We start from the raw sequence: 23,111 nt of genomic DNA, 5'->3' as shown, positions 1-23,111 counted from the left end.
GTCGCCTGCCGACACCCCCGTACGGCCCAATGGCGCTCGCGCCGCGGGCCCGCCCGGCGCGCCGGACCGCACCCTGGTGGCGCGGTCCCTCCCGACAGGGTGTGCGGCCGGGGCCCGACACGGGGAGCGGAATGCGCGCAGGCGAGGGACCCGGCCCGAAGGCCGGCGGCGGCCGGAGCCGTCGGCGGGGACGGGTCGCGGCGCTGCGGGCGCGGCTGCTGGGGCTGCGCGGCAGCGCCGAGGCACGGTTCCCGGTGGTCACCCGCCTCACCTCGCATCTCATCGCGGTGAACCTGCTGGACTCCGCGACGCGGCTCGCCGCGCAGGCGTTCCTCACCGCCGTCCCCTTGCTCTTCGTGGTCGCCTCGTTCGCTCCTCAGTCGGTCCGCACCGAGATCGTCGACTCCGTGCACGACATCCTCGGCATCACCGGCTCCGCCGACAAGGAACTGAAGAAGGTGTACGGGGCCGACTCCGCGGGCCTGCGGCAGAGCACCGGGGTGGTCAGCCTGCTGATGGTGCTGCTCTCGGCCACCGCGTGCAGCCGTGCGATGCAGCGGCTCTGCCAGCGCGCCTGGCAACTGCCGGGCGCGAGCGCGCGGATCGCCGTCTGGCGCTGGTTCGTGTGGATCACGACCCTGCTGGTCGTCATCGCCCTGCAGGGACCGCTGCGGACCGGATTCGGCCTGGGGCTCTGGCTCGGCCTCCCCCTGCTCCTGGTCACCGAGATCGGTGTCTGGTGGTGGACCCAGCACCTGCTGCTGGCGGGCCGCGTCCGCTGGCTGCCCCTGCTGCCCGGCTCGCTCGTGACCGGGGTGGCCCTGACCGTTCTGTCGTTGGTCGCCAAGGTGTACGTGCCCAACGCGCTCAACCGCAGCCTGGCGCGCTACGGGTCACTGGGCGCCGTCTTCACCGTGTTGTCCTGGCTGATCGGCCTGTGCGTCGTCATCTCCGCGGGCATCACCGCCGGTGCCGTCATCGCACGGGAACCCGCCGTGGCCCGTCGCCTGGGCTCGCCCGACCGGCCCGACTCGCGCGGGAACCCGCCGTAGCCCACGGTCCGGGCCGGCCCGATTGACCCGACTCGCCGGACATATCGCCCAGAGCTACCTTGGTGATCGGGCCGGATGCCGCCTTCGACCGGCAGGCCCGGATCACGATCCAAGGACGGTGGCCGGCATGACCGACTCACGTCACTACGACGTCATCGTTGTCGGAACAGGCGCGGGTGGCGGGACGATCGCCCACCGGCTGGCACCCACCGGCAAACGGATCCTCCTCCTCGAACGCGGTGGCTACCTCCCGCGCGAACGCGACAACTGGGACTCCACCGCGGTCTTCGTCAAGGGCAAGTACCGCGCCCCGGAGTTCTGGTACGACCGGCACGGCGATCAGTTCCCGCCCGAGGTCAACTACTACGTGGGCGGCAACACCAAGTTCTACGGCGCCGCGCTCTTCCGGCTGCGCCCGGAGGACTTCGGCGAACTGCGCCACCACGACGGCGTCTCCCCCGCCTGGCCCCTCGGCTACCAGGACTTGGAGCCGTACTACACCCAGGCGGAACACCTCTACCTCGTGCACGGCCGCCACGGCGAGGACCCGACCGAGGGGCACACCAGCGCCCAGTACGCCTACCCGCCGGTCCAGCACGAGCCGCGCATCCAGCAGCTCAGCGACGACCTGGAGAAGCGGGGGCTGCACCCCTTCCACCTCCCGATCGGGGTGAACCTCACCCAGGACGACCGGGGCCGGGCCGTGCACTCCAGCGCCTGCATCCGCTGCGACCGCGTCGACGGCTTTCCCTGCCTGGTCGGCGCGAAGTCCGACGCGCAGGTGATCTGCGTCGACCCCGCTCTCGAGCACCCCAACGTCGAGATGGTCACCCACGCGAACGTCCGACGGCTCGACACCGACGCCACGGGCCGGCGTGTCACCTCCGTCGTCGCGACGGTGGGAGACGGTGACGGTACGACCGTCGAGTTCAGCGCCGACATCGTGATCGTCGCCTGCGGCGCCGTCAACTCGGCCGCCCTGCTGCTGCGTTCGGCGAACGACCGGCATCCGCAGGGCCTGGCCAACAGCTCGGACGTGGTGGGCCGTCACTACATGCGCCACAACAACCTCGCCCTGATGGCCATATCCGAGGAACCGAACGACACCAAGTTCCAGAAGACCCTCGCGCTGCACGACTGGTACCTGGGGTCCGACGACTGGGACTATCCCCTCGGCGGCATCCAGATGCTCGGCAAGTCCGACTCCGAGCAGATCCACGGCGAAGCGCCCCGCTGGGCGGGAGCCGTCTCTCCCGACATGCCCTTCGAGGTGCTCGCCCACCACGCCGTCGACTTCTGGCTGTGCGGAGAGGACCTGCCCGTCGCGGACAACCGCGTCACCCTGGACCGGGACGGCGCCATCCATCTCGCCCTCGACGAGAAGAACAACATCGCCGGCCTCCAGCGCCTGCGGCACGAACTACAAGGCATGCTCGGCCACTTGGGCATGCGCGAACACCATCTCCTGCCGCACAGCCTCTATCTGCACAAGGGCATGCCCATCGGCGCGACGGCACACCAGGCGGGAACGGTCCGCTTCGGCCACGACCCCGCCGCTTCGGCCCTCGACATCAACTGCAAGGCCCACGACCTCGACAACCTGTACGTGGTCGACACGAGTTTCTTCCCGAGCATCGGCGCGGTGAATCCCTCGCTGACCGCCATCGCCAACGCGCTCCGCGTCGGCGACCACATCGCGGAGCGTCTGCAATGACCCCCAGTCACCCTGCCGGTACTCACCCCCCGCACCACACCCCGGCGGAGCGGGCCGCTCTCGGCAAGGCCGCCCGGTCCGCCGTACCCCGTTCCAGTCACGCCGACTTCGTACCCTCGCCGAAGCGGCAGGACCCGGTGGACCTCGTGGAGGCGCAGTCGGCGACCCGGGTGCCCGAGCTCGTCCCGATCCGCTACGGCAGGATGACCGAGTCGCCCTTCCGCTTCTACCGCGGCGCCGCCGCCATCATGGCCGCGGACCTCGCCGACACTCCCCGGTCCGGGATCAGGACGCAACTGTGCGGCGACGCGCACCTGTTGAACTTCCGGCTGCTGGCCTCGCCGGAGCGCCGCATGATGTTCGACATCAACGACTTCGACGAGACGCTGCCCGGCCCGTGGGAATGGGACGTCAAGCGGCTGTCCGCCAGCTTCGTCATCGCGGGCCGGGCGAACGGATTCAGTACCAAGGAGCGGGCGGACATCGTCCGTTCGACCGTACGGTCCTACCGCGAATGGATGAGACGCTTCGCCGGGCTCGGCAATCTCCCGGTGTGGTACACGCAGTTCGACGAGGATTGGGTACGGACCCATTTCGCCGGGGAGTTGAGCGCGCGTGCCCGCGACCGCTGGTCCAAGTCGGCGGCCAAGGCGCGTACCCGGGACAGCCTCCAGGCCTTCAACAAGCTCACCCACATCGTCGACGGCAAGGCCCGCATCGCCCCGGATCCGCCGCTGGTCACGCCGCTCCAGGACATACTGCCCGATGTCGAACGCGGCGCGCTGGAGAAGCAGATCCGCCGGCTGATCGACCGCTACGGCCGGAGTCTGAACTCGGACCGGCGGTTCCTGCTGGAGCAGTACCGGATCGCCGATGTGGCCCGCAAGGTGGTCGGGGTCGGCAGTGTGGGCACCCGCTGCTGGATCGTCCTGCTGCTCGGCCGGGACGACGCGGATCCACTGCTCCTTCAGGCCAAGGAGGCCGACGAATCGGTACTGGCGCCCTTCGCCGGCGCCGGCGAGTACCGGACCCAGGGCGAGCGCGTGGTCGCCGGCCAGCGGCTCATGCAGGCCACCAGCGACATCTTCCTGGGCTGGGAGAGGGCCGACGGCATCGACGGCCGCCGACGGGACTTCTATGTGCGGCAGTTGCGGGACTGGAAGGGCATCGCCGAACCCGAGGCCATGGTGCCGTCCGGCATGCGGGCCTTCGGCGAGCTGTGCGGTGCCACGCTGGCCCGCGCCCACGCGAGGTCCGGCGACCGGATCGCCATCGCCTCCTATCTGGGCGGTGGTGACGTCTTCGACCGGGCCCTCGTCTCGTTCGCCGAGGGCTACGCCGACCAGAACGAGAAGGACCACCAGGCACTCGTCGACGCCGTCCGCTCCGGGCGCGTCAAGGCCGAATCGGCCTGACAAGGAGACCAGCATGGATCGCTATCCGCCCATCGCCGACCACGGCCTGGTCGGGGACCTGCAGACCGCGGCCCTGGTGTCGTCCCAGGGAGTCGTCAACTGGTTCCCGGCACCGCGCTTCGACTCCCCCAGTGTCTTCGCCTCGCTGCTGGACCACGACGGCGGCGGCTACTTCCGTCTCGCGCCCGATCACCCCGAAGGAACCTGGAAGCAGCTCTACTACCCGGACACGGCCGTCGTCGTGACCCGCTTCATGTCCCCGGACGGCGTGGGCGAGATCATCGACCACATGCCGGTCCTCCCCGGCCTGACCCCGAGCGACCGGCACAGCCTGGTGCGCATCGTGCGCTCGGTGCGCGGGACCGTGCATTTCGCTCTGGAATGCCGGCCGCGGTTCGACTACGCGCGGGCCGCCCACGAACTCGAACTGACGCCCGACACCGCGACGTTCCGGTCCCCGGGGGCGATCGCCTACCTCCAGGGCACCGTCCCGTTCGAACGCGACGGGCAGGACGTCCGGGGTGGCATCACCCTCCAGAACGGCGAGCAGGCGGCCGTGGTGTTCACGGTGTGCGGGCCGGACGGAGAGGCGCCGCCGCCTCCCACCTTCGATTCGATCAGCGAGGGCCTGTGGAGCAACGTCGACTTCTGGCAGAAGTGGGTGCGCACCTCGAACTACCGCGGCCGCTGGACGGAGATGGTGCACCGCTCCGCGATCACCCTCAAGCTCCTCACCTACGCCCCGAGCGGCGCGCCGGTCGCCGCCGCGACCATGGGACTGCCCGAGCAGGTCGGCGGTGAGCGCAACTGGGACTACCGGTACACATGGGTGCGGGACGGCTCCCTGTCGGTGCGGGCGCTGCTCGACCTGGGCTTCGTGGAAGAGGCGACCCACTTCACGCGCTGGCTCGGCGACCGTCTTGCGGCACGCGAAGGGCCCGACGACGAACCCCTCCAGATCATGTACCGGGTCGACGGCGACCCACATCTGACGGAGGAGATCCTGGAGCATTTCGAGGGTTACCGCGGCTCGTACCCGGTGCGCGCCGGCAACGCCGCCTCCGACCAGCTACAGCTCGACATCTACGGCGAGGCCCTCTACGCCCTGGCCGAGGGCCGCGCGGTGGGGGAACAGGCCGGCTATCACGGCTGGAAGGGCCTGACCGGCATCCTCGACTGGCTCGCGGACTCCTGGGACCGGCCCGACGAGGGCATCTGGGAGACCCGCGGCGGGCGCAAGGACTTCACCTACAGTCGGATCATGTGCTGGGCCGCCTTCGACCGGGGTCTGAAGCTGGCCGCCGAGTTCAGCAGGCCGGCCGACACCGTCCGCTGGACCGCGGCCCGGGACGCGATCCTCGAACAGGTCATGGAGCGTGGCTGGAACGACAAGCAACAGGCGATCGTCCAGCACTACGACGGTGACGTGCTCGACGCGTCCCTGCTGCTGGCCGCCCGCGTCGGCTTCGTCTCTCCGCGCAGCCCCGGCTGGCTGAGCACCCTGGACGCCATGGAGCGCGTCCTCGTCTCCGACAGTCTCGTCTACCGCTACGACCCGCAGGCCTCGCCGGACGGACTGCGCGGCTCCGAAGGGACGTTCAGCCTCTGCACGTTCCTGTACGTCGACGCGCTCGCCCGGGCAGGACGGCTCCCCCAGGCCCGCTACACCTTCGAGAAGATGCAGACGTACGCCAACCATGTCGGCCTGTTCGCCGAGGAGATCGGCCCCAGCGGGGAGCAACTGGGCAACTTCCCACAGGCCTTCACCCATCTCTCCCTGATCATGGCCGCGACGACACTGGACGAGGCGCTCGACGCGCTCCGTCCCTGAACGGCGGGATGTCCGGCCCCTGCGGCAGCAGTTCCACGGTCACGAAGGACACCACGGCGGCGACCACGATCACCGGCACGGTTCCCGAGTTGCCCACCAGCAGGACGACCAGCACCACGCAGCTCACCGGCAGCCGGAGCGCGGCGGCGGACGCGGCGGCCATGCCCGCCGCCATGGCCGGCACGACGCCGAACCCGGGAAGCGGTGCCAGCAGGACTCCCATCGCGCCGCCGAGGAACAGCGCGGGGAACACCGGACCACCGCGCAGGCTTCCCAGGCACAGCGCGTACGCGACGGACTTGAGCACCACCACGGCCACCAGGCTGCCGACCGACCAGGCGTGCGGGTGGGCGGCGAGCTGCGCCAGGGTGGTCTGGCCGGACAGGGCCACCTCGGACGGTGAACGCCCGGTGATGCCCGCGTAGAGCGCGGCGCAGCCGCCCGCGCCGAGTGCGCAGAGCACCGTGTTCCGCAGCGGACGGGCGGCGACGGAGCGGGCCGCGAACCGGCCGCCCACGATCACCCAGTGGATACCCACCCCGATGGCGAGGGCCATCAGCACCGACCAGAGCACGTCTCCGGCGTCCAGGGTCGAGGGGGCGGGCAGCCCGATCCTGAGGCTCCCGGTCTGGAGCCCGGTCCAGTGGCCGAAGCCGGTGAACACGATGGCGCCGACTCCGCTGGAGAGCAGGGCGGGGAGCATCACGGCGACCAGTTGTGCCCCGCCCACTCCGGCCACTTCCATCAGCAGTACGGCCGCGACCAGGGGGCTGCCGAAGATCGCCGCAATGGCCGCCGCGGCGCCGGCGGCACCGAGCAGTGCCGTGCTCGCCCTGGTCGCGGGAGCGCGTACGAGGTCCCGGAAGAGCAGTGCCAGACCGCCGCCCAGCGCGATCAGGGGTGCCTCGGGCCCGAGCACGGCTCCCAGCGGAAGGCTGGCCAGGGCGGCGAGGACGACACCCGGCAGAGCGGAGGCCGCCACCCCTCCGGCGTGCAGGCCCGAGGCCGGGATGTGTCCTCCTCGGCCCGGAAGCCGCAGGACGATCAGGGCGACGATCAAGCCCGACACGAGCGCCGGTGGAAACGGCCACCACCACGGCGGATTCGTCCACCCGAGATGGTGCGGCCATTCCACCCACATCAGATGTTCCAGCTCGTGGAGGAGCACCAGGAACCAGAACGCGGCCAGGGACACCGGGATGCCGATCAGACCGCAGAACACCAGCGCCCGCCGGTACGCGGGCTGCCGCAGCATGTCCCTCAGCTGGTCGGCCTCGGTGGGCTGGTTCCCCGGAGCGGACTCGGCCCGCGTGGACCGCCTCCCCGGCTGCCCCGGAGCGGGCTCGGCCCCCTCGGGCTTCGGCTCGGTGATGGGTCTTCTCCTACGTCCGCTCGGAGGGATGCTGCCACCAGAGCGCGAGCGTACCCACGAGCCTCACCAAGCCCACGCCGCCCGCGCCCCACCCCCCGAACAACCACCGGGTGGACGCGCCCGGACCCGGCACGGCCTCCGAGGCCGCTCGGTATGACGCGCCGGCCTCCCACCCGGTCAGACGTCGCCGCGCTGCGTCCAGGTGCCGCGTCTGCCCGCCTTCATCAGCGTGTTGACGATGTGCGACCGCTTGCGGCTGCCTCGGAGCAGTTTCTCCGCCGCCAGTCCGAACGCCAGCGCGGGTGCGACGAGTCCGAGAGTCTCTCCGGCACCGAGTGCCAGCCCGGCACCGGCGAGACCGAGACCGGCTTCGGCGGCAGCCCAGGCGAACTGCCGAGGTGCTCCCCCGGTGGTCGGGAGCTTCGTCCTGACCGTCCGCAGCAGCGCCGACAGGTCGTCATCGGCCGCCGCGTCCGCGGCTCGCAGCGCATTCTGGAAGTCATTGCGCCGGCGGGTCACGGCGTCGTCCTGACAGACCTTCGCGATGTCCTGCCAGCTCAGTGTTCCGACGGCCGCCAGGTCGGACGAGGTCAGCCCGTGCCCCGCGGGCGACGTGGCCACAGGGCGCACGGGCTCGAACAGCGCGTCCGTCGGACTCCCGAGGTACTTCTCGTCGGAAGCTGACGGCATTTCACCGCAGCCGGCCTCACGGAGGTGCGAACCAAGCCGGGAAGCACGGCAGTTGAGCTCGGCCTCAAGAAGATCATGCCAGCGACACCCGCTCTCCGGTGGCGGACAGAAGCACTCACCCACCACTGGAAGTCCCGGTGACGTTCCACTGCCCTCCGGGCGGCGGGCAGGCCGATGCGCATCTCGGCCGACCGGCCCAGCGGGCCGCACGGGCCCCACCCCGATATCCACTCGCTCCGAGCAGGCAAGACTCCTACGCTCGGATCCATGAACAGGCCCCTCGTCGCCCTCCTCAGTGGCGCAGGCATCTCGACCGACTCCGGAATCCCCGACTATCGCGGGCCCAACGGTCTGTGGCGGCGCGACCCCGAGGCCGAGAAGCTCGTCACGTACGAGTACTACATGGGCGACCCGGAGATCAGGGGCCGGGCCTGGCGGATGCGGCGGGAGAACCAGGCGCTCCGGGCGGAACCCAACCCCGCGCACCTGGCAGTGGCAGAGCTGGAGCGGGCCGGGGTGCCCGTGCGGGTGATCACGCAGAACGTGGACGGGCTGCACCAGCTCGCCGGAACGCCCGCACGAAAGGTCCTCGAGCTGCACGGCACCGCACGGACCGTGGTGTGCACCCGGTGCCACGCCAAGGCACCCATGGAAGAGGCACTCGCCCGCGTCGAGGCCGGCGAGGACGATCCGCCGTGCCGGAAGTGCGGCGGGATCCTCAAGCCGGCGACCGTGATGTTCGGCGAACGCCTCGACCCCGTCGTCCTCGGCGAAGCCGCCGCCATCACCAAGGCCTGCCAGATCTTCATCGCCGTCGGCAGCAGCCTCCAGGTCCAGCCCGCCGCCGGACTCGCCGGCGTCGCCGCCGACCACGGCGCCCGGCTCATCATCGTCAACGCCGAACCCACCCCGTACGACGAGATCGCCGACGAGGTCGTACGGGAGCCGATCGGCACCGCCCTGCCCGGACTCCTGCGCCGGCTGGGCGACCAGGGGGTGGCCGGCGGCCCAGCGGGTGCGTGAGAGCGGTCAGAACAGCGCAGATCCGCTCTCGAAGTCGAGGAGCCGCTTCTTGCGGTCCAGGCCGCCGCCGTACCCGGTGAGGCTGCCGTTCGCGCCGACCACGCGATGACAGGGCACGATGATGCCGACCGGGTTCTTGCCGTTGGCGAGGCCGACCGCGCGGGAGGCGCCCATGTTGCCCAGGGCTTCGGCGAGTTCGCCGTACGAACGGGTCTCGCCGTAGGGGATCCGCCGCAGCTGGTCCCACACACTGCGCTGGAACGGTGTTCCCGCCATCCGCAGTTCGAGAGTGAAGTCCTTCAACTCACCCTCGAAGTAGGCGTGCAGCTGCTCCGTCGCCTCGTCGAAGAGCGTGTCGTCGCGCTCGCCGAAGTTCTCCTCCGGCGGGCGGTGACGCTGACCGACCATGTAGAGGCCGCACAGAACACCGTCGTTGGCGACGAGAGTGAGAGGGCCGTAGGGGCTGTCGATGACCATGTGCTGTTTCACTGAGGGTCCTTGATGCGTGAAGTGCGTCGAGTACGTGGAGCGCGTGGTGCGGGCTCGGTGGCGTCAGGGGTGTGCGGGGCGCCGGCCTGTGCGGGGAGGAAGTTGATCGGGTGGCTGCCCGTCGCCCACAGATACTGGACCGCGTACGCCCGCCACGGGCGCCAGGCCGCGGCACGGGCCGTCAGGGCGGCCGGTGTGGACGGAAGCCCCAACTCCTGGGCCGCGCGCCGGATTCCGAGGTCGGTGGGGAGAAAGGCGTCCGGGTCACCGAGGGCGCGCATCGCGATCACGTCGGCCGTCCAGGGGCCGAACCCGGGGAGCGCGAGGAGCCGGGCCCGCGCCTGCTCCCAATCGTTCTCCACTCCCAGGTGAAGCGTTCCGTCGGCGAGTCGACCCACCAGCGTGGTGAAGGTGGCACGGCGGGTGCGGGGCATCGCGAGCGACTCGGGATCGAGTGCCGCGAGCGCCTCCGGAGAGGGGAAGAGATGAGTGAGGCCGCCGTGCGGGTCGTCCACCGGATCGCCGTGCGCGGTGACCAGGCGGGCGGCGTGGGTACGCGCGGCGCCCGTGGAGACCTGCTGCCCCAGCACGGCCCGTACGGCGAACTCCGCTTCGTCGACGGTGCGCGGCACCCGGCGGCCGGGAGCCTTGTCGACCAGCGGCGCCAGCAGCGGATCCGTCCGCAGCTGGTCGTCGACCGCCACCGGATCGGCGTCCAGGTCCAGCAGACGGCGGCAGCGGCTGATCGCGACGGCCAGGTCGCGCAGGTCGCTGAGGGTCAGGCGGCACGCGATGTGGTCCGGCATCGGCGTCAGGCCGGCGATCCCGTGCCCGTACGGCAGCCGGAGGGTCCGGCGGTACGCCCCTTCGCGCCACTCCTCCACCCCGGGTACGGCGGTCGCCGCGAGGTGTCCGAAGAGGTTGTCGGGGTTGAGCGGGGCGCGGAAGGGGAGCCGGAGGTTCAGTACGCCCGGCATCCCCGGGGTTCCCACGACGGCTCCGGCCCGGCTCTTGGGCAGCCGGGCTCGCAGCTCGCTCGGGGACAGCGCGAAGACCTCGCGGACGGTGTCGTTGAAGGTGCGGATGGAGGAGAAGCCGGCGGCGAAGGCGACCTCGGCCATCGGGAGCGGTGTCGTCTCGATGAGCAGCCGGGCGGTCTGGGCCCGCTGGGCCCGGGCGAGTGCCAGCGGTCCCGCGCCCAGCTCGGCCAGGAGCTGCCGCTCGATCTGGCGGGTGCTGTAGCCGAGCCGGGTGGCCAGGCCGGGTACGCCGTCGCGGTCGACCACCCCGTCGCCGATCAGCCGCATGGCGCGGGCCACCAGGTCGGCGCGGTGGTTCCATTCGGGTGAGCCAGGGCTGGTGTCCGGGCGGCACCGCTTGCAGGCCCGGAATCCTGCCTGCTGACAGGCGGCCGCGCTCGGGTAGAAGGTCATGTTCTGCGGCTTCGGCGGCACGACCGGGCAGCTGGGCCGGCAGTAGATCCTCGTCGTCGTCACGGCGGTGAAGAACCATCCGTCGAAGCGCGCGTCCTTCGACTGGACGGCACGCACGCAGCGCTCGGTGTCCGTGTGCATCCCGTTCTGCATGTCTCAAGCATCGGCCACCCGCGAGGGTGGGGCTGGCGAGAATCCGACATCTACCTTGCCCTGGTCAGCGGGGCTCCTCGCCCTGGGCGACCTCCACCTCGTGGTGGAAGGCGAGGACCCCCGCACCTGAGGCACCGGCCGAGACGGCGGCGCAGGCGGCGAGGACGAGGGCGATCCAGGCGGCGGCGCGGGGGCGGAGCCGGGGAGTGGCCAGAAGTGCCGCGACCCGCTGCGGAACGGGGCCCGTGGTGGCCGCGGGGGCGAATCCGGGGCGGTCGGAGCGGGCGTCCCCGGCGGCCAGGGCCGCGCGGGCGATGGCCCGGGCGGTCAGTCTGCGGTCCCCCACGGCGACGGCGGCGGCTTCGTCCGCGGCGCGCTCCACCGCGAGTGCGACGGTCGCGCGGACCGTGCGCAGGCCTGGATGGCAGTGGGCCGCGAGTTCGGCGGCGACGAGGAAGCGGTGGTGCCCGCCGGCGTTGTGGGCCCGCTCGTGGGCGAAGAGGGCCTCGCGCTCGTCGGCTCCGAGGCTGCGCAGCATCGCGGTGGTGACGACGATGCGGTGCGGCCGGCCCGGAAGGGCGTAGGCGTCGGGGTGCGGCGATTCGATCACGCACAGGTCGCCCGCGGTGGGACGGCGGTCGGCCTGGCTGCGCGCGGAGCGGAACGCGCGCAGCTGGCGCAGGGCCGAGCGGACGACGGTCCAGGCACCGACGGTGAGCGCGCCGGTCGCGGCGGCGGCCGCGGGCAGGACGACGAGGTCCGAGGCCGTACGCAGGGGGTGGACGAGCTCCCCGAGGTCCGCGAGGAAGGGCAGCTTGAGCAGCCCGGTCAGGAGCAACGCGCCCAGCGAGGCCACGGAGGCGCCGGCCAGCACCACCATCGCGAGGGTGACCGCCCACAGCGCGGTCGCCGGGGCGAGCCGGTCGAGGCAGCGGCGGGCCGGCAGTCCCACAACGAAGGGCACCAGCAGCGGGATCAGCAGCAGAAAGGTCATCCCTCACCCGATTCCGGGCCCGCGTCGGCGCCCGGCTCCAGCAGGTCCCGCAGGAGCCGCTCGTCGTCGGGGTTCAGCTGGGCGACGAACCGGGCCAGCGCGGTCTCCCGGTCGTCGTCCCGGTCGAGCTCGCTGTGCATGCGCCGCGCGGTGAGGCCGTGCGGGTCCTGGACGGGGAAGTACGCGTAGCCCCGGCCCAGCCGCTCGCGGCCGACGATGCCCTTCTCGTGCAGCCGGGACAGGATCGTCGTCACGGTCGTCCGGGCCAGACCGGAGTTCAGCTCGCGTTGCACACGCCCGGGTGTGAGCGGCACACCGGCGGCCCAGAGCGCCGCCATCACGCTGGCCTCCAGCTCGCCCGCCGGACGGCGTTCGTCCTTGCCACTGCTCATGGGAACGATCCTCACCCTGCCATCGTCTACAGTTCAGTAGACCGTCTACAGAATTGTAGTCCGTCGGGTGCGCGCATCGGCCGTGCCCGCCCGTCCAGTATGAGAGGGCCCGCGACGATGGCCGCACCTTTCGACGGCTCCTCGATCGACGGCTCCGCCCATCGGCACGTGGCCGATCTCGCCCAGGACTCCCCGTCGTGGCTCGACGGTCCGGTGTCCGCCTGGTCGACGTACGGACCGGGGCTGTTCGCCGTGCTGATGGCGCTCGGCCGGTGGCGGGCGCGGCGCGAGAGCCCGCGGGCCGCGCAGGCCCGCGCTCGCGGTGCCGGTCGTCGTGGTCGTGGCGTACGGGGCGCAGCGCTCGTTCACAGCACCCGGCGCCGGATCAGCACCCCCAGCGCCACCAGCCCCGGAAGCAGGGGAAGCCACACAGTGAGCAGCCGGTAGCCGAGAACCGTCGACATCGCCGCGCCGCCGGGTGCCCCGGCGAGAGTGAGGGCCAGGGCGAGGGCGGCGTCCAGGGAGCCGAGGCCGCCCGGGGTGGGCAGCAGGACGGCGGCGCTGCTCGCGGCGAGGTAGGCGAGGGCCACCCGCTCCGGGGGCAGCGGCAGGTCGATGGCCTGGGTGACGGCGATGACCACGGCGGCGTGCAGTGCGGCGAAGGCGAGCGAGCCACCCCACAACGCGGCTGCCCGCGCGGGGACTTCGTGCACGGCGCGGACGTCCAGCAGCACGCGGCGCAGTGCGCGCCGCAACGGTCCGGCCAGGAGGGCCACGGCGACGGCGGCCACCACCACGGCCACCGCCCAGACGGTCGCGGTCCGGGCGGTCGCCGGCACCTGGGGCAGACGGAGCGCCCCGGGGCAGGCCAGGGCGAGCCCGCCGATCAGACAGCCGCGCACCGCGGTCCCGGCACAGGCCTTGACCGCTAGCGCGGTCGCGGAGCGGGTGACGGGCAGTCCGCACCGGGTCAGAAACCGCAGATTGACGGCGCCCGCGCCGAGCCCCGACGGGAGTACGTGGTTGGCGGCGGAGGCCGCGAACTGCACGGCCACCAGTCGCCCGGCGGGTAGCGGCCTCGCCACCGCGCCCTGTTGGGCGAGTGCCGAGCACGCCCAGGTCGCGACGGTGGCGACGGTCGCCACCAGCAGCCAGCCACGGTCGGCGACGGCCAGCCGGCCGGCTCCCGCCTCGATCACCGGCCAGTTCCGGCGGGCCAGGATCCCGGCGCACACCAGGACGAGCAGCGAGATCCCCGCGTGCCAGGCCGCCCGCCCGCCCCGCACACCCCCGGACGGTCGCCGCCCGGCGGTCGCCCCCGTGCCGTCGGTCACCGCGGGGGACGACGCCCCGCCTGCGCCGGACACCGGCTCGGGCGGCGGCATCCCGCGTCCGCCGGAGACCGAGTCGACGAGAGGCACACCTCCCCCGCGTGCCGGCGAAGGCCTGTCCGGCGGAACGGTCACGGCGTGCCGCCCCCCGCTCCCGGGGCGAGGTAGACGTTCAGACCACCGGCGCGATGCGGTGCCCAGTCGCGGGCGTACCCCGGCGGCTTGATCCCCGGTCGGGTGAGGACGGCGACCGGCATGTGCCGGGCGTCCCGCACGATGCTCGCCCGGGTGGCGTTGGCGTTGTGGCCACTGGTCGCCACGGAGGCACAGCCGGTGTAGTAGGCGATGGGGACGGCCTGCCGGCCGGTCAGCCGGCAGGGCGGCCGCACACCGAGCCGGTGCAGCTCCGCCGCCGTCGCCGCCCAGCCGCGGTGCCCGTCGGTGGTGCGCCGCACCGTGTCCTGGAGGACCGCGAACTGCACGGCCAGATGACCGGCGAGACCGAGGGCCACCAGCGTCACGGTCACCGGTCGCCAGGGCCGGCCGGGGACGGTGACCAGGTGGACGAGGGCGTCGGCGACGGGAATCGCGAGCAGGGCGTAGAACGGGAGCAGGAAGCGCGGGGCGGCGTATCCGATCATGAAGAGGTACGGGGCCGAGGCCGCCGCGGCGCAGGCCAGGAGCAGCAGGGTGGCCGCGGGGCGACGGGCCTTGACGGCGATCGCCAGGCCGAGGGCCGCGACCAGCGGCAGGACGAACCACCACGCCGTCACCGCGGGGCTCGGCATCCCCCCTGTGCACGGCCGGCACAGCGCGCGTCCGCCGAGGCTGCGCAGTTGGTCGCCGATGGCGATGTTCCAGCCGAGGCCGCCCTGGATGCGCGAACCGTCGGCGAGCCGTTGCCCCAGTCCGCCGTATCCGACGTACGCCTCGACGATCCACTCGGCGGCTCCGGCGAGCAGGCCCGCCACGAGCGCGAGCGGTGGCCGGGCCCGCCGCCACCGGGGCACGGCCACGGCGGCGACGAGGAGCGGCAGGGTGACCCAGACCGCGTCGGTGGGCCGCATCCACGCCATCAGCGCGGCACTCAGCCCGACCCCGAGCAGTGCCGCCCGGTCCCAGCGGTCCGCCTGGGCGCGCAGGAAGCACCCCACGCAGACCAGGGCTCCGATCGCGACCCAGTAGTTGGGCATGGCCTGCGGGCCGTAGAAGAGGGTGACCCACAGCGTCGCGAAGAAGGCGCCCGCCACGGCGAGGACCCGCACCGGGAAGAGTCCGCGCCAGACGCGCAGGGCCACGAACAGGCCGAGTCCGGACAGCAGGGCGAGGTAGACCCGCAGCAGGCTGGTGGACGACGACCAGGAGGCGATCGGCGCCACGAGCAGGGAGACGCCGCGGGAACGCGGTGCGCTGAAGAACGCCGCCGGAGCATCCCGGGAGACCTGGCTGACGTACACCGCCTCGTCCCAGCCGAGGCCCATCGCGGGGTGTACGAGGACCAGTTGGGCAAGGGTGAAGGCGCCCGCGACCAGAACGAGCAGGCGCGGGTCGCCGGCGTGCCGGGACACGCGGGCCGCTCTGTTCGGCGGTCCGTGCCGGCGGGCGCCGATGAGTGGGACGTTCAGGGTCTTGGCCATCGTCCACCCTCCATCCCTACACGCTGTAGGGTTTTTTCACCCTACAAGACGTAGGGTGAAGGCGGGAGCCGGGGATTCACGGACAAACTACCGCCCTCCAGGGCAAGTCGCCGCGCCGGTCGGGCATCCGGGGGAGCACCCGGGGCGGCCTGCGGACCCTGAGGCCGGGGAGTACGCCCGCATCGGCACCCCTCTCAACTCCCCTACGCGCTGTAAGGTGACGGGCATGGCTGGCACAGGTCCCCACAGAAGGGCGGAGCGGCGCAGCGCCGGCGAGCTGGAGAGCGAAGTTCTCGCCGCCCTGTGGGCCACCGACGACGCGCTGACGCCCGCCGAGATCCAGGCCGAGATCGGCGGCGGACTCGCGTACAACACCGTGCACACCATCCTCAAGCGCCTGTACGACAAGGGTCTGGTGCTCCGTGACGTGGACGGCCGGCGCGGCGCGTACCGGCCCGCGAAGAACGCCGCCGAACTGACCGCCGAGGCCATGCACCAGGCCCTCGACCGCGGGCCCGACCCGATCGCGACCCTTCAGCAGTTCGTCACCGGGCTCAGCCGCCAGGAGGAGGAAGCCCTGCGCGACCTCCTCGGAGGGAACGGGCCGTGAGGGTCGACGTCTACGTTCCGCTCGCTCTGGCACTGCTCCTCGCGGGAATCGCCCCGCCGGTGGGCAGGCGGGTGTCGCCGGCCCTGACGGCCCGCGCCCTCACAGCCGCCGCGGCGCTGACCGCGGCCGCCTCCACCTGGGCCCTGCTGCTGCTCGCGATGACGCTGATCGACCAGGTACCGGCGGTGATCGCCGAGGCCGGCGAGGAAGGCCGGTCGCTGCCGGAGCCCGTCCCGGAGGCCGTCGCCGTCCTGGCGGTGGCAGCCCTCGGCGTCATCGCCCACCGGCTCCTCCGTGTCGTACGAGCCCACACCGCGACCCGCCGGATCCTGCTCAGGCTGTGCGAGGGGCACCCGCCGGACAGCGAGCTGGTCGTCGCCGCCTCGTCGACCCCGCACGCTTTCGCCATCCCCGGCAAGCCGGGGCGGATCCTGGTCACGGCCGCGATGTTCGGTGCGCTGGAGCCGGCCGAGCGGCGCGTTCTGCTGGCCCACGAGCGTGCTCATCTCACGCACCGGCACGCGGCGTTGTCGATGACCGTCGCCCTGGCCGCGGCGGCGAACCCCCTGCTCGTGCCGGTGCGCACCACCGTCACCTTCCTGCTGGAGCGCTGGGCCGACGAGGAGGCCGCGAGCACCGTCGGCGACCGGCACACGACGGCCCGCGCCCTGGCGCGGGCCGCCCTCGTCTCCCAGCGCGCCCGCCCGGGATGCGCCCTGCACTTCTCCGAGCACGCCGTCACCCGTCGGATCGCGGCCCTGCAGACCGCTCCGCTGCCCGTCGTCCGGTCCGTCGGTGTGGCCGTCCTGGCGCTCGGTGCCCTGCCCGCGCTGGGCGCGGTCGACGCGACGGGCGATCTGCTGCGCCTGCTGGCCGAGACACTGCCCGACCTGTAGGAGACCGGGCCAGCGTTCACGGCCCTCGCTGGATACGGTCGCGCTCATGACACCTTCCGAGACGGCTCACCACGACCAGTCGCACTCCGGGCGGGTTCGGTTCGCGACGTTCAACGTGCTGCACGGCCTGCCGATGGTGGCGGGGAGGCCCGATTCCGCCCCGGCCGTGAGCGGCCCCGAGGCACCGCTCGTCCGGGCCGTCGCGTCGCTGGACGCCGATGTGCTGGCGCTTCAGGAACTGGACCGGTCGCAGGAACGGTCGGGCGGGGTGGATCAGGCGTCGGTCGCCGCCGTGGGGTCCGGTGCGCACGACTGGCGTTACGCGTCCGCGTTCCACGGCGGTCCGGCGGCGGGCGGCGGCTGGGTCCCGGATCCGTCCGCGCCGAGGCTACGGGTGTACGGCCCGGGCGAGACCGGCGCGGCCCGGGGCGTTCCCTCGCACGGCATCGCCCTGCTGTCCCGGCTGCCCGTACGGCACTGGCGGGCGCGGCGGCTGGCCCCGGCGCCGCTCCCCATGCCGTTGCGGACGCCCGGCCGCCGGGGACTCACCGTGGCCAGGGACCAGCCGCGGGCGGTGCTGGCCGCCGTCCTGGAAGGGCGTCGCGGGCCGTTCACCGTGGTGGCGCTGCATCTGTCCTTCGTGCCGGGCTGGAACATCCGCCAGTTGCTCACCGTCCGCGCCTGGATCGCCGACCTGCCCCGGCCCCAGGTGCTCCTCGGCGACTTCAACCTGACCGGCGCGATCCCGCGAGCGGTCCTCAACTCGGCCGGGCCGACCGGTCGCACCGGGACCCGGCGGACCCGGCGGGAAGAGACCCTTCCGGTGCCGCACGGCTGGCGGGACCTGGCCCGCACACCGACCTATCCGGCGCACCGTCCCCTCGTCCAGTTCGACCATGTGCTGGCCACCGGAATCGGGGCGGGGGCGGCCGGTGGAGCACACGCGCCGCGTACGGCGATCTCGGATCACCGGCCCCTGGTGGTCGAACTCTCCCTGTGACCGAACCCTGCGTCCGCGTCCGGTGTCCGCCCCGTCAGCGCAGCTGCCCGGCGAACGCCTCGTACGCCTGTTCGTCGAACAGTACGAAGCGGACCTCCTCGACGTCGGTCTTCGCGGCGCGGACCGTCTCGACCGCGATCCGGGCCGCGTCGTCCATCGGCCAGCCGTAGATGCCCGCGGAGACGGCGGGGAAGGCGAGGGTACGGGCGCCGAGTTCGTCGGCGACGCGCAGCGACTCGCGGTAGCAGGACGCCAGCAGCTCGGACCGGTCCTCCTCCCGGGCGTAGCGAGGACCCACGGTGTGGATCACCCAGCGCGCGTGGAGTTCGCCCGCGGTCGTGGCGATCGCCCGGCCGGTCGGAAGTCCCTTGCCGTAGTGACCGGCGCGCAGCTTGCGGCAGTCGGCGAGGATGGCCGGGCCGCCGCGGCGGTGGATGGCCCCGTCGACGCCTCCGCCGCCGAGCAGCGAGGAGTTCGCCGCGTTGACGATGGCGTCGGCGCTCTGCCGGGTGATGTCGCCCTGTACCAGGGTGATCGTGGTCATGACTGTCTCAGCCTCCTCCAGACGGCCTTCGCCGCGTTGTGTCCCGACATGCCGTGCACGCCCGGCCCGGGCGGAGTGGCCGAGGAGCAGAGGAACACGGCGGGGTGCGGGGTGCTGTAGGGGAACAGGGACAGCTTGGGGCGGAGCACGAGCTGGAGTCCGGAGGCGGCACCGCAGCCGATGTCACCGCCGACGTAGTTGGCGTTGCGGGCCGCGAGCTCGGGCGGTCCGGCGGTCGCGCGGGCCAGCACCCGGTCACGGAAGCCCGGCGCGAACCGCTCCAGCTGGCGCTCGATCGCGTCGGTGAGGTCCCCGGTCCAGCCGCTCGGGACATGGCCGTACGCCCAGAAGACGTGCTTGCCCTCGGGGGCGCGGGAGGGATCCACGACGCTCGGCTGCACGGTGATGAGGAAGGGCGCGTCGGGTGTTCGGCCCTCGCGTGAGGCCGCTCGCAGCGCGCTCCCGATCTCCGCTCGGCTCGCCCCGACCTGGACCGTCCCGGCGGCGCGGGCCTCCGCGGCGGTCCAGGGCACGGGCCCGTCCAGCGCGTAGTCGATCTTGAAGACGCCCGCCCCGTACCGGTAGCTCCCGTAGTACCGCCCGAAGCCGGCGATGCGGGCCAGCGCCGTGGGCGAGGTGTCGAAGACGTACGAGCGCGCGGGAGGCAGATCGTCCAGGCGCTTGACCTCGTAGTCGGTGTGGACGGTGCCGCCGAGGTCCTTGAGATACGCGGTGAGCGCGTCCGAGACGGACTGGGAGCCGCCGCGCGCTACCGGCCAGCCCCGGGCGTGCGCGGCCAGTGCGAAGACCAGGCCGACGGCGCCCGTGGCGACACCCTCCAGCGGGGCCATGACGTGCGCCACCAGGCCGGCGAACAGCGTCTTGGCCCGCTCGTCGTGGAAGCGGCGCATCAGCCAGGTCGAGGGCGGCAGTCCGGCCAGACCGAAGCGGGCGAGGGTGACGGGGTCGCGGGGCAGCGCGGCCAGCGGCAGCGACATGAAGTCGTGCGCCAGGGTGTCCCACTTGGTCAGGAACGGCGCGACGAGCCTGCGGTACGCGCCCGCGTCGCGCGGCCCGAACGAGGCGGCCGTCTCGGCGACCGAACGCGAGAGCACCGCCGCCGAGCCGTCGAGGAACGGGTGTGCCATGGGGAGCTCGGCGTGCAGCCACTCCAGGCCGTACCGCTCCAGGGGCATCGCCCGGAACGCGGGCGAGTTGATTCCCAGCGGGTGCGCCGCCGAACACGGGTCGTGCCGGAAACCGGGCAGTGTCAGCTCTTCGGTGCGCGCTCCCCCGCCCACCGTGTCGCGTGCCTCGAACACGGCCACGGAGAAGCCCCGGCGGGCCAGCTCCACGGCAGCCGTCAGTCCGTTCGGTCCCGCACCCACCACGACCGTATCGAGCATCGACGGCACCTTCGGACTCCTTTGTCAGCCGACGGCCACTGAGGATCAGGATATGCCGGGGCACTGACAGCCTTGACGGTGCGGGGCGTTGGAAGACGGTGCCGCGGAGCCGCGGGCCGGCCTCCGGACGGGAACCGGAACCCCCGCGTGGAGTGCGGAACTCCCCCTCAGGCCCCGGCCGCCACCTGCTCGGGCTGTGCCGCCAGCAGCGCCACCACCCGGCGGGCCGTGGCCTCGTCCCGGGCGGCCGTGAACGGCAGCGCGTTGCCTCCCGTGACGCGGAAGGGCTCTCCCCGGAGCGTCAGATGGGCGCCGCCCGCCTCCTCGACCAGCAGCAGGCCCGCCGCGTGGTCCCAGGCCGCCTCCCAACTGAATGCGGTGGCATCAAGCTCACCACGGGCGACGGCCAGATATTCCAGGCCGGCCGAGCCGCACGCGCGCGGGACGACGCCCTCGACGCGCAGGCCGAGGAGCGCGCGCTTCTGCTCGTCCGTGGTGTAGTCCGGGTGGGAGGTCGCGATGTCGAGGTCACGGCCGGGCTCGGGCGAACCGGAACGCAGGGGCACGCCGTCGAGAATGGCGCCCCGGCCCCGTATCGCGGTGGCGAACTCGTCGCGGGCGGGCGCGTACGTCCACGAGGCGTGCACCACCCCGTCCAGCACGAGCGCGACCAGCGTGCAGAACCCGGAGTCGCCGTGCACGAACTGCCGGGTCCCGTCGACGGGGTCGACGATCCAGACCGGCGCCGCCCCGCGGATCGCCTCGTAGGTCGCCGGGTCGGCGTGCACCGCTTCCTCGCCGACCACGACCGAGCCGGGCAGCAGCGCGGTGAGGGCCCCGGTGAGGTACTTCTCGGCCAGGCGGTCGGCGTCCGTCACCAGGTCGTGCGGGCCGGACTTCTGGTCGATCTCGTGCGCGGCGAGCTGCCGGAACCGGGGCATGATCTCGGCGGCGGCGGCCTTGCGGATGGCGTCCTCCACGTCGGACGCGCGGTGCGCGAGAAACTCGTCGATGGTTTCGATGTCTTCGATCATGGCTCCATGACAGCACGCGCCACTGACAATCCCCACCCCTCCGGGGTACTGCGGGTGGAATCACCATGAATTCCCGGCGCCCGTGATCACTGGGTCCGGCCCGCGATCACGGGTGCCGGGAAAGGATCGCGGGCTCCGGGAAGGGATCGTGCGGGCCGCCCGGCGTCCTGCCGCCGACGCCGGGCCGCGCCTCACCGTCCGACGGCGTACCCCTGCATCCCGCGCGGATTGGCCCCCGCCGACAGCACGCCCGTCGCGGGATTCCGGGCGACCGCGCACAGCCGCCCCTCGGACCAGGCCTCGGCGACCGTGACGTCGTGGCCCCGCCGGCGCAGCTCCTCGACGACCGCCTCGTCCGTGCGGGACTCGACCGTGAGGCTGCCTGGGCGCATGCCGCGCGGGTAGAAGGAGCTGGGGAAGCCGTCGTTGTGCCAGTTCGGGGCGTCGATCGCGCCCTGGAGGTCGAGTCCGCCGCGCACCCGCGGGCGCAGCGCCACGGACAGGAAGAAGTGCGTCTGCCACTGGTCCTGCTGGTCGCCACCGGGGGTGCCGAACGCCATGACCGGCACGCCGTCGCGCAGCGCGATGGACGGCGTCAGCGTGGTGCGCGGCCGGCGGCCCGGGGTCAGGGAATTGGGCAGCCCCTCCTCCAGCCAGGCCATCTGGAGCCGGGTGCCGAGCGGGAAGCCGAGTTCGGGGACGACCGGGTTGGACTGGAGCCAGCCGCCGCTGGGGGTGGCGGCGATCATGTTGCCCCAGCGGTCGACGACGTCCAGGTGGCAGGTGTCGCCCCGGGTGCCGCCGTCCGCCGTCACCTCGGGTTCCGCGCTCGCCCGGGCCACGGTGGGTTCACCGGCGCCCGGTACGGCGAGCGCGTCGAAGCGGGACTCCCCGGCGGCCACCACGCGCGCGTGCCCGCTCATCCGCGGCTCGCGGCCGCCCGGGCTGCCGGGGCGCAGTTCGTACGACGCCTTGTCCCCGACGAGCGCCCGCCGGGCGGCGTTGTAGGACTCCGACAGCAGGTCGTCGAGCGGTACCCGGGCCGTGTCCCCGTACCAGGCCTCGCGGTCGGCCATGGCGAGCTTGCAGCCCTCGACGAGCAGGTGGACGTACTCGGCGGAGCCGTAGCGGGGCAGTTCGGGCGGGAGCAGCGCCAGTTGCTGGAGGAGGACCGGGCCCTGGCTCCAGGGGCCCGCCTTGCACAGGGTCCAGCCCCGCCAGTCGTACGTCGCGGGCGCCTCGTAGGTCGCGGACCAGCCGGCCAGGTCGGCGGCCGTCAGGGTGCCGCTGTGGCGCTCGCCGCTGGTGTCCAGGGTGGGCCGCCCGGCCTGCCGGACCAGGGCCTCGGCGATGAAGCCGGAGCGCCACACCTCCCGCGCCGCGTCGATCTCGGCCTCCCGGTCCCCCGCGCCGGAGACCTCGCCGAGCAGCCGTCGCCAGGTCGCGGCGAGAGCCGGGTTGCGGAACAGCTCGCCGGGGCGCGGCGGTGTGCCGTCCGGCAGATACACCTGGGCCGACGAGGTCCACTCCGTCTCGAACAGCGCTCGTACGCTGTGTACGGTCGCGCCGATGCCCTCCACGGGCGCGTGGCCGTCCTCGGCGTACCCGATGGCGTACTTCAGGACGTCGGCGAGCGGCTTGGTGCCGTGGTCGCGCAGCAGCAGCATCCAGGCGTCGAACGCACCCGGCACGGCGGCGGCGAGCGGGCCCGTACCGGGTACGAGGTCCAGTCCGAGCCCTCTGTAGTGGGCGATGGTCGCTCCGGCGGGCGCGACGCCCTGCCCGCACAGCACCCGCACATCACCGCCCGCGGGTGCGAGGACGATCGGGACCTCGCCCGCGGGTCCGTTGAGGTGGGGTTCGACGACGTGCAGGACGAAGGCGGCCGAGACGGCGGCGTCGTAGGCGTTTCCGCCGTCCTCCAGGACGGCCATCGCGGACTGCGAGGCGAGCCAGTGCGTGGAGGACACCATGCCGAAGGTGCCCTGGAGGGTGGGTCGGGTCGTGAACATGCCTGCCACCTCGCGGTACGGAGCGATCAGCCTCGGTCCCGACTATGACACCCGCCCGCCGACGGACCGCGGGGCGGGCGGTA

Annotated in this window: 20 protein-coding genes; 8 read left to right on the top strand and 12 right to left on the bottom strand. The window is 72.8% G+C overall.

Annotation, left to right across the window (positions count from 1 at the left end):
• The first annotated feature begins 131 nt into the window (after nt 1–131).
• The 4 genes from ACWD68_RS03360 (at nt 132) to ACWD68_RS03345 (ending at nt 6,012) form a co-directional block, all read left to right on the top strand.
• Nucleotides 132–1,052 (top strand): YhjD/YihY/BrkB family envelope integrity protein, encoded by a 921-nt coding sequence (locus ACWD68_RS03360; protein WP_451804778.1) that lies wholly within the window; start codon nt 132–134, stop codon nt 1,050–1,052.
• A 127-nt stretch (nt 1,053–1,179) separates the two neighbouring features.
• Nucleotides 1,180–2,766: a GMC oxidoreductase gene (locus ACWD68_RS03355; RefSeq protein ID WP_451804777.1), complete on the top strand. Its 1,587-nt coding sequence runs from the start codon at nt 1,180–1,182 to the stop codon at nt 2,764–2,766.
• On the top strand, nt 2,763–4,181 hold the full coding sequence (locus ACWD68_RS03350) for a DUF2252 domain-containing protein (protein WP_451804776.1): 1,419 nt from the start codon (nt 2,763–2,765) through the stop codon (nt 4,179–4,181). The genes ACWD68_RS03355 and ACWD68_RS03350 overlap by 4 nt, the downstream gene beginning before the upstream one ends.
• A gap of 13 nt (nt 4,182–4,194) precedes the next feature.
• Complete coding sequence (locus ACWD68_RS03345; protein WP_451804775.1) at nt 4,195–6,012, top strand: glycoside hydrolase family 15 protein; 1,818 nt, start codon at nt 4,195–4,197, stop codon at nt 6,010–6,012.
• On the opposite strand, the gene ACWD68_RS03340 is transcribed toward ACWD68_RS03345, so the two are convergent.
• Nucleotides 5,963–7,267, bottom strand: coding sequence for a chloride channel protein (locus tag ACWD68_RS03340; protein WP_451804774.1), 1,305 nt, complete (start codon nt 7,265–7,267; stop codon nt 5,963–5,965). The genes ACWD68_RS03345 and ACWD68_RS03340 overlap by 50 nt on opposite strands.
• Before the next feature lie 294 nt (nt 7,268–7,561).
• The gene (locus ACWD68_RS03335) at nt 7,562–8,074 is read right to left on the bottom strand and encodes a hypothetical protein (protein WP_451804773.1); all 513 of its coding nucleotides are present in this window, start codon (nt 8,072–8,074) and stop codon (nt 7,562–7,564) included.
• Between the two features lie 267 nt (nt 8,075–8,341).
• Here ACWD68_RS03335 and ACWD68_RS03330 point away from each other — a divergent pair, with 267 nt between their 5' ends.
• Entirely contained in the window at nt 8,342–9,097 is a 756-nt protein-coding gene (locus ACWD68_RS03330) for an SIR2 family NAD-dependent protein deacylase (protein WP_451804772.1), read from the top strand.
• 6 nt (nt 9,098–9,103) lie between these two features.
• On the opposite strand, the gene ACWD68_RS03325 is transcribed toward ACWD68_RS03330, so the two are convergent.
• The 6 genes from ACWD68_RS03325 to ACWD68_RS03300 all read right to left on the bottom strand — a co-directional run bounded on the left by ACWD68_RS03325 (nt 9,104) and on the right by ACWD68_RS03300 (nt 15,526).
• A complete protein-coding gene (locus ACWD68_RS03325) occupies nt 9,104–9,586 on the bottom strand; it encodes a methylated-DNA--[protein]-cysteine S-methyltransferase (RefSeq protein WP_451804771.1) in 483 nt (160 codons plus the stop codon).
• On the bottom strand, nt 9,583–11,172 hold the full coding sequence (locus ACWD68_RS03320; RefSeq protein WP_451804770.1) for an AlkA N-terminal domain-containing protein: 1,590 nt from the start codon (nt 11,170–11,172) through the stop codon (nt 9,583–9,585). Before ACWD68_RS03320 ends, ACWD68_RS03325 begins: the two co-directional genes overlap by 4 nt.
• A 64-nt stretch (nt 11,173–11,236) precedes the next feature.
• Nucleotides 11,237–12,166, bottom strand: coding sequence for a M48 family metalloprotease (locus ACWD68_RS03315; RefSeq protein WP_451804769.1), 930 nt, complete (start codon nt 12,164–12,166; stop codon nt 11,237–11,239).
• Complete coding sequence (locus ACWD68_RS03310) at nt 12,163–12,558, bottom strand: BlaI/MecI/CopY family transcriptional regulator (protein ID WP_451804768.1); 396 nt, start codon at nt 12,556–12,558, stop codon at nt 12,163–12,165. The genes ACWD68_RS03315 and ACWD68_RS03310 overlap by 4 nt, the downstream gene beginning before the upstream one ends.
• A 365-nt stretch (nt 12,559–12,923) precedes the next feature.
• A complete protein-coding gene (locus tag ACWD68_RS03305) occupies nt 12,924–13,979 on the bottom strand; it encodes a lysylphosphatidylglycerol synthase transmembrane domain-containing protein (RefSeq protein WP_451804767.1) in 1,056 nt (351 codons plus the stop codon).
• 41 nt (nt 13,980–14,020) lie between these two features.
• Nucleotides 14,021–15,526 (bottom strand): hypothetical protein, encoded by a 1,506-nt coding sequence (locus ACWD68_RS03300; RefSeq protein WP_451804766.1) that lies wholly within the window; start codon nt 15,524–15,526, stop codon nt 14,021–14,023.
• A gap of 226 nt (nt 15,527–15,752) precedes the next feature.
• On the opposite strand from ACWD68_RS03300, the gene ACWD68_RS03295 reads away from it, so the two are divergent.
• Genes ACWD68_RS03295 through ACWD68_RS03285 form a run of 3 tightly spaced genes read left to right on the top strand, consistent with a single transcriptional unit; the run spans nt 15,753 to nt 18,032 of the window.
• Entirely contained in the window at nt 15,753–16,136 is a 384-nt protein-coding gene (locus ACWD68_RS03295) for a BlaI/MecI/CopY family transcriptional regulator (RefSeq protein ID WP_451804765.1), read from the top strand.
• Nucleotides 16,133–17,032: a M48 family metalloprotease gene (locus ACWD68_RS03290; RefSeq protein WP_451804764.1), complete on the top strand. Its 900-nt coding sequence runs from the start codon at nt 16,133–16,135 to the stop codon at nt 17,030–17,032. The genes ACWD68_RS03295 and ACWD68_RS03290 overlap by 4 nt, the downstream gene beginning before the upstream one ends.
• 46 nt (nt 17,033–17,078) lie before the next feature.
• Nucleotides 17,079–18,032, top strand: coding sequence for an endonuclease/exonuclease/phosphatase family protein (locus ACWD68_RS03285; RefSeq protein ID WP_451804763.1), 954 nt, complete (start codon nt 17,079–17,081; stop codon nt 18,030–18,032).
• Nucleotides 18,033–18,066: 34 nt separating this feature from the next.
• Here the strand turns inward: ACWD68_RS03285 and ACWD68_RS03280 are convergent, their stop codons facing one another.
• The 4 genes from ACWD68_RS03280 to ACWD68_RS03265 form a co-directional block, all read right to left on the bottom strand.
• On the bottom strand, nt 18,067–18,576 hold the full coding sequence (locus ACWD68_RS03280; protein ID WP_451804762.1) for an O-acetyl-ADP-ribose deacetylase: 510 nt from the start codon (nt 18,574–18,576) through the stop codon (nt 18,067–18,069).
• A complete protein-coding gene (locus ACWD68_RS03275; RefSeq protein WP_451804761.1) occupies nt 18,573–19,982 on the bottom strand; it encodes a phytoene desaturase family protein in 1,410 nt (469 codons plus the stop codon). The genes ACWD68_RS03280 and ACWD68_RS03275 overlap by 4 nt, the downstream gene beginning before the upstream one ends.
• Nucleotides 19,983–20,149: 167 nt before the next feature.
• Entirely contained in the window at nt 20,150–21,016 is an 867-nt protein-coding gene (locus tag ACWD68_RS03270) for an inositol monophosphatase family protein (RefSeq protein WP_451804760.1), read from the bottom strand.
• A gap of 191 nt (nt 21,017–21,207) precedes the next feature.
• Entirely contained in the window at nt 21,208–23,028 is a 1,821-nt protein-coding gene (locus ACWD68_RS03265) for a gamma-glutamyltransferase family protein (RefSeq protein WP_451804759.1), read from the bottom strand.
• Nucleotides 23,029–23,111 lie beyond the last annotated feature (83 nt).

It is taken from the genome of Streptomyces sp. NPDC005141 (assembly GCF_053599975.1).
The sequence above is the reverse complement of the archived record's forward strand: the minus strand, read 5'-3'. Positions and strand labels throughout refer to the sequence as shown.